Consider the following 13,638-nt stretch of genomic DNA (forward strand, 5'->3'; position numbering starts at 1 on the left):
GGCGCGCGCACCGCGTCTCTGACATGGACCGGCGAGTGTCCCCGAGCCGGGACGAGCGCGTCAAGGCAGCGGGCGTGAAACTCGTGATGCGCGCGCCGCGCGCGCCGCCGTGCACGGAAAGCGTGCACGCGGGCGCCCGGTAATCGTGCAACGTGCCGCCTCGACGGGCAGCGGATTGCGCGCGGAGGCTGTGGACTGCAACGTCGATGGGAGCGCTCCCGTGGCCTGGCCACCCCTCGATCTCCCCGTGGTGCCGCCCTTTCCGCCCATGGAAGCGCGCCTTGCGGACGTGCTCCCGGCGGACGAGGGATGGCAGTTCGAGCCGAAGTGGGATGGCTTTCGCTGCCTCCTATTCAAGCAGGATGCCGAGGTGGTGCTGCAGTCCAAGGCAGGCCAGCCGCTCGGCCGCTACTTCCCCGAGCTGGTGGCGGCCGGCCGCTCGCTCCGCGCGCCGAGGCTCGTGCTCGACGGCGAGATCGTCGTGCCCTCCGGGCTGGGCCTCTCCTTCGACGCGCTCCTGCAGCGGATCCACCCGGCCGAGTCCCGGGTGCAGCGCCTCGCCCGGGAGACCCCGGCGCGGCTCGTCGCCTTCGACCTCCTCGTGGACGGGGACGGCCGCCGGCTGGTGGAGGCGCCGCTGGAGGTGCGCCGCGCCGCGCTGCTGCGCGAGGCGCCCGGGTTCCCGCCCGAGCTCTCGGTGTCGCCGGCGACGCTGCGCCGGGCCGACGCGGAGGCCTGGCTGGCGACGCCCTCCGGGACCGACGGCGTGATCGCGAAGCGGCTCGGCGTGCCGTACGCGTCCGGCGAGCGCGACGCCATGGTGAAGGTGAAGCGGGTGGTGACGCTGGACGCGGTGGTGGGCGGGTTCCGGCGCGGGCAGCGCGGCGGGCCGCCGGCCTCGCTGCTGCTCGGCCTGCACGGCCCCGACGGCCGGCTCCACCACGTGGGGCACGTCACGCTCGCGCCGCGGCAGCGCGAGCGGTTCGCCGCGCTGCTCGAGCCGCTCGCGGCGCCGGGCGCGCCGGGGTTCACCGGCGAGGCGCCGGGCGGTCCTTCGCGCTGGGCGCGCGGGCGCTCCACCGAGTGGATCCCGGTCCGGCCGGAGCTCGTCGTGGAGGTGGCCTACCGGCACGCGGCCGGCGGGCGCCTGCGCCACGGCGCGCGGCTGCTGCGCGTCCGCCCGGACAAGGCGCCCGCGCAGTGCCTGCTGCGCGACCTGCCCGGCGGCGAGGACCGCCTCGCCTGAACGAGGCCCGGCGCCGGGCCTCGCCCGCCGGCTATCTCCGCCCGCGCCGCGCCTGCACCGCCGGCGCAGGCTGCTCGACCAGGATGCCGCGCTCGCTCGCGGCGGTCGGGTGGCGCGCCGACACCCGCGGCGTCGCGTCGGCGAGATCCTCCGCGCCCGCCTTCGCGAGCACGAGGTCCACGCGCACGGTCCCCTCGGGCACGTCCTTCGCGAGCAGGAAGCCGTCGCCGTCCGCGCTCGGCATCACCCGGCCGAGCGGCTTGCGCGTGCCGTCCTTCGCCCGCGCCGCCACCACGTACTCCTCGCCCTGGGGCGGGGCGACCAGCCCGTACAGGATCACCCGCACCGCCTTCTGGTCGGGCATCGCCACCACGATGCCGCTCTCGGTCGGCTCCTTGGCCTTGGGATCCGCGAACAGGAGCGCGGCGGCCTGGCCCGGGCTGCGGAGCAGCCCGTCGTCGGCCCGCGCCTGGGTGAGGAGCTTGTCGCGCTCGTCGATGGTCTTCTGCAGCTCGGAGACCTGCGCCTGGGCGCGCTCGGCCTCGGTGCGGTACGAGTCCGCCTTCGACACCGTGGCGGCGGCCCAGACCACGCCGGCCGCCACGATGAGGACGAGCGGGATCACGATGAGCCAGACTTTCTTGTCGGAGCCCTCCTTGGCGAGGACGCTCCCGAACTCGATGCGGTCGCTTGGCATGCTCCAAAGGTAAGGAGCGTGCCGGCGCGGGCGAGGGCCGGCCTCGCACCGAGCGTGCGGGCCGGCCGCGCGGGCGGGCCGGCCGCCGGCCGCCCGCCGGGAAGAGCCGCGGGCCCTCGCCGGTTCGGGTCCTCGAGGGCGGGGCGACGGCCTCCCCCGCCCTCACGCAGCGTTTGCGCTGATCCAGGGCAAGGTCGCTTTTCCTGCGGTGCGTACCCGCAGGGACGGCCGGGTCCGCCCGCAATCCCGGGAACTTGGCCGATCCGGACGGGGCACGACGATTGCTCTTGGTGCGCGCGCGCCGAACGGCCGCAACGGAGGAGGTGCCCGTGACCGACAGCCCGACCCGCTCCACGCCCAGGCCCGCCGGCGCCGCGGAGGCGCCCGCCGTGATGGAGGTGCGCCTCACCGCGCTGCTCGTCACCGGCGCGCTGCTCGCGGGCGCGCTGCTCCAGGTCTGGGTCCCGCCGGGCGCGCTCACGCTCGTGGTGGCGAGCGGCATCGCCGGCGCGGTCGTGCTCGCGGTGGCCCTGCTCACGCCCGGCCGCCTGCGCGCGACCATCGCCGGCTTCCGCTTCACCTCCACGCTGCTGGTGGCCCTGGCGGTGTTCGCGATCATCGGCACGCTGGTGCTGCAGGGGAAGCCGGCCGAGTTCTACCGGCTGCGCTACGGCGCGGCCGCGCCGCTGATCCTCGGGCTGCACCTCGACGACGTCTTCCACGGCCTGCCGTTCGCCGGCCTGATGGCGCTGTTCGGGGCGGCGGTGATCGCCTCCGCCGCGCAGCGCTGGCCGCTGCGCGCGCGCAACGCCGGCTTCTTCCTCTGCCACCTCGGGCTCATCACCTCGCTGGGCGGCGCCGCCGCCTCGGCCGCGCTCTCGATCCGCGGCCGCATCGACCTGCACGCGGGCGGCGAGACGGCCACGCACGTGCGCGTCACCAAGGCGGGCATGGACACCGGCGGCGCGGCGCCGCTCGGCTTCGACCTGCGCCTCGACCGGTTCGACCTGGTGAACTACGAGACCGAGTACCGCGTCGGCTACTACCGCCAGGAGCTGGTCCGGGACGAGCACGGCACGCACAAGCAGTGGAAGCTGGCCGCGAGCTTCGACCCCGACCTCGCGAAGCACCTGCTCCCGGGCGGCGACACGTTCCGCCTGAAGGCGATCTGGCCCGACTTCACGCTGCAGGACCAGGTGACGCCGGTCGCGGCGGGCGGGCAGCCGGCGCTGGAGGCCACGCTGGAGGGGCAGACGCGCTGGCTGCTGCCGGGCGAGCGCCTCGCCACCCCGGACGGCCGCGCCGCGGTGGTGTTCGGCTGGGAGCGCCCCGCCGCCCCGCCGGGCGTGCTCACCGCGTTCCTCGTCTCCGGCGCCGAGCGGAAGGTGATCGTCCACACCGCCGACGGCGAGTCGGAGGTCGCGCTCGCCGAGGGGCTCGCGCTCGCCGGCGGCGCGGTGAGGCTCGGCGCGCTCGTGCCGCAGGCGCAGCGCACGCGCGTCCCCGCCACCGCCTCGGCCGAGTGGAAGCGGCCGGTGGTGCAGCTCGAGGCCGTGCGCGACGGCGTGCCGGCCGAGAAGACGATGGCCGCGGACCGGCCGGAGGCGCTGTTCCTCGACGCCGATCACGCGCTGGTCTTCGAGCGCCGGGACGGCGAGGTGAAGGCGTTCCTCTCGACCGTCACCGCCACGCGGGGCGACGAGTCGCTCCGCACGGTGGTGGCCGTGAACGAGCCGGTCACCTTCGCGGGCTGGACGCTCTACCAGGTGAACTACAACCCGCAGGACCCGACCTACTCCGGCCTGGAGGCGGTGCACGACCCCGGGGTCGCCTGGGTGTTCGCCGGGTTCGCGCTCATCAGCCTGGGCGTGGCCTACATGTTCTACGTCGAGCCGCGGCTGAAGGGGCGCCGCCGCTCGCAGCCCGGCGTCCCCGCCTCCCCCGCGCAGGCAGCCTGAGGAGACCGCGATGCTCCAGTACATCCTGGCCGAGCACCCCTTCTTCGTGGCCACCGGCGCGCTGTACGCGGCCGCCGCGGGCTTCTACGCCGCCGCCTGGCGCTCCACCCGCGCGTTCGTCGGGCGCGCCGCCACCGCGCTGCTCTGCGCCGCGCTGGCGTTCAACGCCGGCCTCATCGTGGAGCGCTGGATCGAGGCGGGCCGCGCGCCGTTCAAGTCGCTGTTCGAGTCGCTGGTGTTCTTCGCGTTCACCACCGGCGTGGTGTACCTCGCCTTCGAGCGGCTCTACCGCACCCGCGTGTTCGGCGCGCTCGCCGCGCTCCTCACCCTGGCGCTGCTCGGCTACGCGCTGGGCAAGTGGGACGCGGAGATCGTGAAGCTGCCGCCGGCGCTCCAGTCCGCCTGGTTCGTGCCGCACGTGGTGGTCTACTTCGTCGGCTACGCGGCGGTGTCGCTGGCGGCGCTGCTCGCCGCGGTGCAGCTCCTCGCCCCGCGCGTGCCGCTCCTCCAGCGGCTCACCACGCTCCGCGCCGGCACCATCCTCACCGGCAAGGCGCTCGACCTCGAGCAGATGACCTACGAGCTCATCCGCTTCGGGTTCGTGCTGCTCACCGTCGGCCTGCTGGTCGGGTCGGTGTGGGCGAAGAGCGCCTGGGGCGACTTCTGGGTGTGGGATCCGAAGGAGAACTGGTCGCTGGTGACCTGGCTCGTCTACGGCGCCTACCTGCACCTGCGCAAGGTGCGTGGCTGGCGCGGCGACCGCGCCGCCTGGCTGGTCCTGCTCGGCTTCGCGGTGGTGATGTTCACGTACCTCGGGATGAGCATGCTGCCCACCGCCGAGGAGAGCGCGCACGTCTACACCGGGTAGCACCGATCTCCAGGGAGAGCGCGCACCCCCCGCGCGCTCGGGGCCGCCCGGCACACCACTGCCGGGCGGCTTTTTTTCGGCCCGTGGGGGAGGCGCGGCGAGGGACGGACCGCGGCGCGGCGCTACTTGTGCGCCTCGGCGTAGGCGTCGTCGAGCTCGGGGTGCCGGCGCCCGGGGACGCCGCTCCGGTACTCCTTCAGCCGGTACTGGATCTTCCGCACCGAGACGCCCAGCACCTCGGCGGCGCGCGCGGTCGAGCCGCCGCACTGCTCCAGGGTGCGCAGGATCGCCTCGCGCTCGATCTCGAAGAGCGTGGCGCCCGGGATGAGGGCCGAGGCGCCGCTCTCCTCCGGCCGCGCGCCGTGCAGCACCGGGGAGAGGTCCTCGGCGGTGATCTCGCGGCCGCGCGCCACCGACACCGCGTGCTCGACCACGCTCGCCAGCTCGCGCACGTTGCCCGGCCAGTCGTAGGCGAACAGCGCCGAGAGCGTCCCCGGGGTCACGCCCACCACCTCGCTGCCCTGGGTGCGGGCCGCCGCCTCGAGGAAGTGGTTCACGAGCGCGGGGATGTCGCCCTTGCGCTCGCGCAGCGGCGGCAGCGCCACCGCCACCACGTTCAGCCGGTAGTAGAGATCGTCGCGGAACCGGCCGGCGCGGACCTCCTCGGCGAGGTCGTGCTGCGCGCCCGCCACCACCCGCACGTCCACCCGCAGCGTCTCCCGGCCGCCCATCCGCTCCATCTCGCCCTGCTGCAGGACGCGGAGCAGCTTCACCTGGACCGGCGGCGGCAGGCTCCCCACCTCGTGCAGGTACAGGGTCCCGCCGTCGGCGAGCTCGAGCTTGCCGAGGTGGCGCTCCTCGGAGTCGGCGAACGCCCCCGGCTCGTGGCCGAAGAGGTCGGACTCGAGCAGCGCCTCGGAGAGCGCCGCGCAGTTCACCCGCACGAACGGCCGGTCGCGGCGAGGCGAGGCCTCGTGCAGCGCCTGGGCGACGTGCTCCTTGCCGGTGCCGGACTCGCCGAGCACCAGGACGGTCGCCTTGGTGGGCGCCACGCGGCGCACCAGCTCGATGACGCCCTGCATCTCGGGGGCGGCGCCCACCAGGGCGGCGCGCGCGCGGACGCGCTCGCGCAGCTCGGCGCGGTCGCGGCGCAGCCCGCGCTTCTCGAGCGCCTTCTGCAGCACCACCAGCGCCTGGCCGGCGTCCACCGGGCGGACCAGGAAGCTCTCCGCGCCGGCGCGCAGCGCCTGGACCGCGGCCTCCAGCCGGTCGTGCGGCGCGGCGACCACCACCGCCGCGTCGGACCCCAGCTCGCGCAGGCGGCCGGCCAGCTCGCCCCCCTCGCAGCCTGGGAGCGTCACGTCGGCCAGCACCGCCGCAGGCTGGAAGCTCGGGACCAGCGCGAGCGCGCCCTCCGCGCTCGACGCCTCGACCGCGTCGAAGCCGCGCTCGCACAGGGCTGCCCGGAGGGCGGCCCCGTCGAGCGGGTTGCCGTCGATGACGAGGATGCGGTCGCGCTTCATCTTGCCGGTCCGGGGGATAGCAACTCCCGTACCCGGGAATCAACCGACCTTGCGTGCACGAATTGCGCGCCGGCTGCCCGCACGGTGCGTGCGCCGCGCCGCATCCCCGCGCACCTTCGCGGCCCCGCGGTGCTTTTCCGCGCCTGGCTCCGCGCCGGGCCCGGCGCCGGGGCCGTCCCGGGCCGGCGCGCATTCCGTGCGGCCGTGCGCCGGCGCGCGCCTGCGGCCCGGCGGCGCAGGGATCTCCCCCCGCCCGCTTGCCGCGCGCGCCGCGCGTGGCTACGAGGGCAGCATGGACCGGACCTGGCTCGGCGGCCGCATCGCGCTCGTGCAGGGGGACATCACGCGCCTGCAGGTGGACGTCATCGTGAACGCGGCGAACGCCTCGCTGCTCGGGGGCGGCGGCGTGGACGGGGCCATCCACCGCGCCGCCGGCCCGGAGCTGCTCGAGGCGTGCCGGACGCTGGGCGGCGCGCGCACCGGCGAGGCGAAGATCACCCCGGGCTTCCGCCTCGCGGCGCGCCACGTGATCCACGCGGTCGGCCCGGTGTGGCGGGGCGGCGGCGCGGGCGAGGACGCCGCGCTCGCGTCCTGCTACCGCGCCTCGATGCGCCTCGCCGCCGAGCACGGGCTCCGCTCGATCGCGTTCCCGGCCATCTCGACCGGCGCCTACGGCTTCCCCATCGAGCGGGCCACGCCCATCGCGGTGGACGAGGTGCGGCGCGCGCTCGAGGCCGGCGGCCCGGTGCAGCGGGCCGTGTTCTGCTGCTTCTCGGCGGCGGACGCGGCCGCCTACGAGCGCGTCCTCGCCACGCTACCCGCGTAGCCGGCCCCGGCGAGCACGGCCGCGGCCGCGCCGACGAGCGCCGCCTCGCGGACGACGTCCCGCGCCGTCCGCCGCGGCCGCCGGGCGCGCGCCCACGCCTCCGCGTCCAGCGCGGCGGCGCCGGGCTCCGCCGCCAGCCGCAGCGCCTCGGCGAGGTGGAGCCCGCGGCGGCCGGTGCCCTGCTCGATCTGCGTCCGGCAGGAGAACCCGTCGGCGAGCACCAGCTCGTGCGCCGGGGCGCGCCGCACCGCGGGGAGGACGCCGCGCTCGCCCACCGCCATCGACACGCGGTAGCGGTCGCCCGCCTCGAAGCCGAACGAGCCCGCCATCCCGCAGCAGCCCGCGTCGAGCACCTCGGCGTCGACGCCCATGCGCGCGAGCACCCTCCGCTCGGCCTCCTCGCCCATCACCGCGTGGTGGTGGCAGTGGACCTGCACGAGCGCGCGGCGGTCGAGCCGCGGCACCGGGAAGCCGTCGCCGGCCTCGTCCACCAGCTCGGAGAGGAGCCGCGTCCGGCCGGCGAGCGCGTCGGCGCGCCGGTCGCCGTGCAGCAGGTTGGGCAGCTCGTCGCGGAACACCGCCGCGCAGCTCGGCTCGAGCACGACCACCGGCGTGCCGGCCTCGGCCTCGGGGGCCAGCGCGTCCAGGTCCTGCCGGAGCAGCCGCCGCGCCAGGTCGAGCATGCCGTGGTCGTAGAGCGGGCGTCCGCAGCACAGGCGCCGGCGCGGGATGCGCACCCGCCAGCCGGCGGCCTCCAGCACCTCCACCGCCGCGACGCCGATCTCCGGGTGGAAGAAGTCGGTGAACGTGTCCGGGAACAGCAGCACCGTCCGCCCTCGCCCGGCCATGGAGGCCGGCGCCGCCGCGCGCCAGCGCGCGAACCAGCGCCGGAACGTCACCGGCGCGAACGCCGGCAGCGCGCGCTGGGGGGCGATCCCTCCGGCGCGCCGGGCCAGCGCCGAGAGGCCCGGCGTGCGCGCCAGCGCGTTCGCCAGCCCCGGCGCGAGCGACGCGGCGCGCGCCCACCAGGCCACCAGGCCCATGGAGTACGCGGCGCGCGGCCGCGGGCGGCCGCGGTAGTGGTGCGAGAGGAACTCGGCCTTGTACGTGGCCATGTCCACGTTCATCGGGCAGTCGCTCTTGCAGCCCTTGCAGGCGAGGCACAGGTGCAGCGCGTCGGCCACCTCGGGCGAGCGCCAGCCGCCGCGGAGCGGGTCCCCCAGCATCAGCTCGTGCAGCAGGTGCGCCCGGCCGCGGGTGGAGTGCTTCTCCTCCCGCGTCACCCGGTAGCTCGGGCACATCACGCCGCCCTCGTCGCGCCGGCACTCGCCCACGCCCACGCAGCGCGCCGCCACCCGGCCGAAGCTGCCCTGGTCCTCCGGGAAGGCGAACGCGGTGCGCGGGCGGAGCTCCACGTAGCCGGCCCCGAGCCGCAGGTTCTCGTCGAGCCGGTAGGGGTCCACCTTCTTGCCCGGGTTCATCCGCCACCCCGGGTCCCAGAGCCGCTTGAAGTCGCGGAACGCGTCCACCAGCCGCGGCCCGAACATCTTCACCAGCAGCTCGCCCCGCGACTGGCCGTCGCCGTGCTCGCCGGAGAGCGAGCCGCCCTGCGAGACCACCAGGTCCGCGGCCGCCTCGACGAAGGCGCGGTAGCGCGCGATCCCCGGCGCGGTGGTCAGGTCGAAGTCGATGCGGGTGTGGACGCAGCCCTGGCCGAAGTGCCCGTACAGCGCGCCGTGGTAGCCGAAGCCGTGCAGCAGCCGGTCGAAGGCGCGCAGGTACTCGCCGAGCCGCTCCGGCGCCACGGCCGAGTCCTCCCACCCCTCCCACGCGTCCGGCCGGCCCGGGACGCGCGCGGTCGCGCCCAGCCCGGACTCGCGCACCTTCCAGACGATCGCCTCCTCCGCGGGGTCGTCGTAGAGCTTCATGGCGGGGGCGCCCGGGCCGCGGCCGAGCGCGTCCATGCAGCGGCGCGCGCTCGCCTCGGCCTCGGCGCGGTCGGCGCCGCCGAACTCCACCAGCAGCCACCCGCGGCCGTCCGGGAGCAGGCGGAGCCGCTCCGGGTGGAGGCGCTTGCGGCGCATGTCCTCCACCAGCCGCTCGTCGATCCCCTCGAGGCCGATGGGCCCGAGCGCCGCCACCTCCGGGACGCGATCGGCCGCCGCGAACACGTCCGGGAAGCCGAGCACGAGCAGCGCGCGCGCCGGCGGGCTGTCCACCAGCCGGACCTCCGCCTGCAGGAACGTGACCAGCGTGCCCTCGCTGCCGGTGAGCGCGCGCGCCAGGTGGAAGCCGCGCTCGGGCAGCAGCTCGTCCAGGTTGTAGCCGGAGACGCGCCGGGGGATGCGCGGGTACCGGGCCCGCACCTCGTCCGCCACCCGGTCGCGCAGCGCCGCGAGCCCGGCGTAGAGCGCCCCCTTCCGCCCGCCGGCGCGCACCACCGCCTCGCGCTCCGCGTCGGAGGTCTCGCCCACCCAGGTGCGCAGGCCGTCGGAGGTGAGCACCTCGAGCCGGCGCACGTTGTCCGCGGTCCGGCCGGCCATCATGGAGTGCACGCCGCAGGAGTCGTTCCCGATCATCCCGCCCAGCGTGCAGTGGCTGTGCGTGGACGGGTCGGGGCCGAACGTGAGGTGGTGGCGCTCCGCGGCGGCGCGGAGCACGTCGAGCACGCACCCCGGCTCGACGCGCGCCAGGCGCCGCGCCGGGTCGAGCTCCAGCACGCGGCAGAGGTACTTCGAGAAGTCCATCACCACCGCCACGTTGCAGCACTGCCCCGCCAGGCTCGTGCCGCCGCCGCGCGAGAGGACCGGCGCGCCGTGCGCGCGGCAGGTGGCGACCGTCGCGACGACGTCGTCCACCGTGCGCGGGACCACCACGCCGATCGGCACCTGCCGGTAGTTGGACCCGTCGGTCGCGTACAGCGCGCGCGCACCGTCGTCGAACCGCACCTCGCCCTCGACCGCGCGCGCGAGGTCGCTCGCCAGCGCCCGCGCGGCCTCGGCGGGCACCGGCGCGCCGCCCCGGTACGGCTCGCGCTCGGCGCGCAGGCGCGCCGCCGGGTCCGCCGACCGGCCCAGCCCAGGGATGAGGTACCGCCCGCCCGCCTCCGGATGCTCCATCGCCCCTCCCCCTCCACCCCGCGTCAGGCCACCGCGAACCGCTCGGCGTCGCGCGCGCGGAGCTCGAGCCCCAGCCCCGGCCGCGAGAGGTCGGGCGCGAGCGCGCCGCCGGACGGGCGCGGCGCGCCCTCGAGCAGCATCCCCTCGATGCGCACGTGATCGTGGAACCACTCCAGGTGCGCGGCCCGCTCCACCGCGCACATGAGCGTCGCGTGGAGCGACGGCGCGCAGTGCGACGAGAGCGGCACGCCGAACGCCGCCGCGACCGCCGCGGCGGCCAGGAAGCCGGTCACCCCGCCGCAGCGGGTCGCGTCCGCCTGCAGCACGTCCACCGCGCCGGCCTCGAGCATGCGGCGGAAGTAGGCCGGGTCGTGCCCGTACTCGCCCGCCGCCACGTCCATCCCGGCGGGCGCGCGCTCCCGGACCAGGCGCAGGCCGGCCAGGTCGTCGGAGGGCACCGGCTCCTCCAGCCAGGTGACGCCCTCGTCCGCGAACGCGCCGGCGAGCGCCAGGGCCTGCTTGCGCCCGTAGGCGCCGTTCGCGTCCACGAACAGCCCCGCCGCGCCGACCGCCTCCCGCGCCGCGCGCACCCGCTCCGGATCGGCGCGCGGGTCGCGGCCCACCTTCATCTTCACGGCGGGGAACCCCGCCGCCGCCCAGCCGCCGAGCTGCTCGCGCAGCCGCTCCGGCGCGTAGGAGCAGAAGCCGCCGCTCCCGTACGCCGGCACCGCCGGCCGCGCCCGGCCCAGCAGCGCGAGGAGCGGCACCCCGAGCAGCCTCGCGTGCAGGTCCCACAGCGCCGCGTCCACCGCCGACAGCGCCATGCCGCCGACGCCGGCGGGCCCGGCGTTGCGCAGCGCGCGGCGCATGGCCCGGCTCGCGGCCGGCGCGTCGAGCGCGTCCGCGCCGCGCACCGCCTCCGAGAGCAGCCCGTTCACCACCGCGGCGGCGGCCGCGTCCGCGTACGTGTAGCCGAGCCCGCGCGCGCCGCCGCCCTCCGCCTCCGCGACCACCAGCGTGGTCGCGTCCCAGGCCAGCGTGCCGTCCGACTCCGGCGCGTCGGTGGGCACGCGGTACGCGGCCGCGTGCACCCGCTCCACGGTGGCCTGGCCGAGCGCCACGTCAGCCCTTCCGGTGGGGCAGCACGCCCTCCAGCGCGTCGCGCCACGAGCGCACGATCATCGCGCCGCGATCCGGGTCGCCCTTCAGGATCGCCTCGAGGTAGCCCTTCGCCTGCTCCAGCGTGACGTGCGGCGGCAGCGGCGGGACGTTCGGATCGGTGCGGGCCTGCACCAGGCACGGCCGGTCCGCCGCGAACGCGCGGTCCCAGGCCGGCCCGATCTCCTCCGGCCGCTCGATCCTCACCGCCGCGAGGCCCAGCGACGCCGCGAAGCCCGCGTAGTCCACCGGCGGCAGGTCCTGGGACGCCTCGAGCTTCGGGTCCCCCTCCATCACCCGCTGCTCCCAGGTCACCTGGTTGAGGTCGCGGTTGTCGAGCACCAGCACCACCAGGCGCGGGTCGGACCACTCGCGCCAGTAGCGCGAGATGGTGGCGAGCTCGGCGAGCCCGTTCATCTGCATGGCGCCGTCGCCCGCCAGCGCCACCACCACGCGGTACGGGTAGGCGAACTTGGCGGCGATGGCGTACGGCACCGCCGGTCCCATGGTCGCGAGGTTGCCGGAGAGCGACGCGAGCATCCCCTCGCGCAGGCGCACGTCGCGCGCGTACCAGTTCGCGGACGACCCGGAGTCGGCCGAGAGGATGGCGCGGTCGGGCAGGCGCGGCGACAGCTCCCAGAAGACGCGCTGCGGGTTCACCGGCGTGGCCGGGTTCATGGCGCGCGCCTCCAGCACCTTCCACCAGCGCCGCACGTCGGACTCGACCTTCTCGCGCCAGGAGGTGTCCTCCTTGCGCCGCAGCAGCGGGCGGAGCGCCTGCAGCGTCTCGGCCGCGTCGCCCACCAGGTTCACCTCCATCGGGTAGCGGATGGAGAGCATGCGGCCGTCGAGGTCCACCTGGACGCCGCGCGCCTGGCCCTCCTTCGGCAGGAACTCCGGGTACGGGAACGAGGAGCCGACCATGAGCAGCGTGTCGCAGCCGCTCATCAGGTTCCAGGAGGGCTTGGTGCCGAGCAGGCCGATGGAGCCGGTCACCCAGGGCAGGTCGTCGGGCAGCACCGCCTTGCCGAGCAGCGCCTTCGCGACCCCGGCGCCGAGCACGTCGGCCACCTCGGCGACCTCGCGCGCGGCGCCGAGCGCGCCGGCGCCCACCAGCATGGCCACCCGGCGCCCCGCGTTCAGCACCTCCGCCGCGCGGCGCAGGTCGCGGTCGGCGGGCACCACCCGCGGCGCCTCCCAGCCCACCCCGCTGTGGACGGTGGCGTGCGCGTGCGGGGGCGGCGCGTAGTCCAGGCCCTGCACGTCGTTCGGCACCACGATGGCCGTGACGGTCCGCTCGGCCCGCGCGATGCGCACCGCGCGGTCCACCAGGTGACGGGCCTGCGAGGGCACCACCAGCGTCTGCACGTACTCGCGCGCCACGTCCTTGAACAGCGCGGGCAGGTCCACCTCCTGCTGGTACGCGCCGCCCATGGCCGCGCGCGCGGTCTGGCCCACGATGGCGACGACCGGCTGGTGGTCCATGCGCGCGTCGTAGAGGCCGTTCAGGAGGTGGATGGCGCCCGGACCGGAGGTGGCCAGGCACACGCCCACCTCGCCGGTGAACTTCGCGTGCGCGCAGGCCATGAACGCCGCCATCTCCTCGTGGCGGACCTGGGTGAACCGCAGCGCGTCCACCGTCCGGAACGCGCCGAGGATCCCGTTGATCCCGTCGCCCGGGTAGCCGAACACGCGGCGGACGCCCCACTCCACCAGCCGCCGCAGCAGGAACTCGCCGACCGTCATGCGCCCTCCTCGTCCGCCGCCCACGCGAGCGTGGTCATGAGCGCGCTCTCGGCGCGGCGCGCGTCGAGGCGGGTGTGCTGCACCACCACCGGCACGTCGGACCGGATCACCGTGGCGTAGTCGGTGCCGCGCGGGATGGGCTCCGGGTCGCGCAGGTCGTCGAGCCGCAGGTGCAGCGTGCGCCGGGCGCCGACCGTCAGCCGGTACGGCCCGGCCGGCTCGCGGTCGGCGAAGAACACGCGGAGCTCGAGGTGCGCGTCCTCGTCGCCGGCGTTCAGCACGCAGGCGGCCTCGTGGCTCTCCAGCGCGCGGGGCTCCGGCCGCTCCCGGGGCGGCAGGTAGCCCTCCGGGATGGCCCAGGTGCGGTGACCGATGGCTCGCAAGGTGCGGCTCCCGCGTCCCGCCGCGCCGCCGCTGCCGGCGCGCCGCGGGGCGCCGCATCAGAGATGCGAACGCGCCCGCCGGATCGCGAGCGGCGCGGGGCGGAGCGCCCGGGG

The 13,638-nt window shown here is 76.3% G+C and carries 10 protein-coding genes; 4 read left to right on the top strand and 6 right to left on the bottom strand.

The annotated features are described in order from the left end of the window. Positions 1-250: 250 nt before the first annotated feature. Positions 251-1,246: an ATP-dependent DNA ligase gene (locus PSR1_RS04400; RefSeq protein WP_272946329.1), complete on the top strand. Its 996-nt coding sequence runs from the start codon at positions 251-253 to the stop codon at positions 1,244-1,246. A gap of 31 nt (positions 1,247-1,277) precedes the next feature. On the opposite strand, the gene PSR1_RS04405 is transcribed toward PSR1_RS04400, so the two are convergent. After that, positions 1,278-1,943, bottom strand: a complete 666-nt coding sequence (locus PSR1_RS04405) for a hypothetical protein (RefSeq protein ID WP_059436421.1) — start codon at positions 1,941-1,943, stop codon at positions 1,278-1,280. 329 nt (positions 1,944-2,272) lie between these two features. Here PSR1_RS04405 and PSR1_RS04410 point away from each other — a divergent pair, with 329 nt between their 5' ends. Both PSR1_RS04410 and ccsB read left to right on the top strand, forming a co-directional pair. Continuing rightward, positions 2,273-3,901 (top strand): cytochrome c biogenesis protein ResB, encoded by a 1,629-nt coding sequence (locus PSR1_RS04410; RefSeq protein ID WP_237757813.1) that lies wholly within the window; start codon positions 2,273-2,275, stop codon positions 3,899-3,901. 10 nt (positions 3,902-3,911) lie between these two features. Further along, entirely contained in the window at positions 3,912-4,769 is an 858-nt protein-coding gene (ccsB, locus tag PSR1_RS04415) for a c-type cytochrome biogenesis protein CcsB (protein WP_059436422.1), read from the top strand. A gap of 122 nt (positions 4,770-4,891) precedes the next feature. Here ccsB and PSR1_RS04420 read toward each other — a convergent pair whose 3' ends face one another. Further along, the gene (locus PSR1_RS04420; protein ID WP_059436423.1) at positions 4,892-6,292 is read right to left on the bottom strand and encodes a sigma-54 dependent transcriptional regulator; all 1,401 of its coding nucleotides are present in this window, start codon (positions 6,290-6,292) and stop codon (positions 4,892-4,894) included. Between the two features lie 292 nt (positions 6,293-6,584). Here PSR1_RS04420 and PSR1_RS04425 point away from each other — a divergent pair, with 292 nt between their 5' ends. After that, positions 6,585-7,118, top strand: a complete 534-nt coding sequence (locus PSR1_RS04425; RefSeq protein ID WP_059436424.1) for an O-acetyl-ADP-ribose deacetylase — start codon at positions 6,585-6,587, stop codon at positions 7,116-7,118. Here PSR1_RS04425 and PSR1_RS04430 read toward each other — a convergent pair. Genes PSR1_RS04430 through PSR1_RS04445 form a run of 4 tightly spaced genes read right to left on the bottom strand, consistent with a single transcriptional unit; the run spans position 7,085 to position 13,524 of the window. Then, positions 7,085-10,237 (bottom strand): FAD-binding and (Fe-S)-binding domain-containing protein, encoded by a 3,153-nt coding sequence (locus PSR1_RS04430; protein WP_059436425.1) that lies wholly within the window; start codon positions 10,235-10,237, stop codon positions 7,085-7,087. The two genes, PSR1_RS04425 and PSR1_RS04430, sit on opposite strands and share 34 nt — an antisense overlap. 23 nt (positions 10,238-10,260) lie before the next feature. Further along, on the bottom strand, positions 10,261-11,358 hold the full coding sequence (locus PSR1_RS04435) for an enolase C-terminal domain-like protein (RefSeq protein ID WP_059436426.1): 1,098 nt from the start codon (positions 11,356-11,358) through the stop codon (positions 10,261-10,263). A 1-nt stretch (position 11,359) separates the two neighbouring features. Next, positions 11,360-13,141 carry a thiamine pyrophosphate-requiring protein gene (locus PSR1_RS04440; protein ID WP_059436427.1) on the bottom strand — a complete coding sequence of 594 codons (1,782 nt, stop codon included), beginning with the start codon at positions 13,139-13,141 and terminating at the stop codon, positions 11,360-11,362. Continuing rightward, complete coding sequence (locus PSR1_RS04445; RefSeq protein WP_059436428.1) at positions 13,138-13,524, bottom strand: sensory rhodopsin transducer; 387 nt, start codon at positions 13,522-13,524, stop codon at positions 13,138-13,140. The genes PSR1_RS04440 and PSR1_RS04445 overlap by 4 nt, the downstream gene beginning before the upstream one ends. Between the last annotated feature and the right edge of the window lie 114 nt (positions 13,525-13,638).

The organism is Anaeromyxobacter sp. PSR-1 (assembly GCF_000964525.1).
In the GTDB taxonomy this organism is placed as follows: domain Bacteria; phylum Myxococcota; class Myxococcia; order Myxococcales; family Anaeromyxobacteraceae; genus Anaeromyxobacter.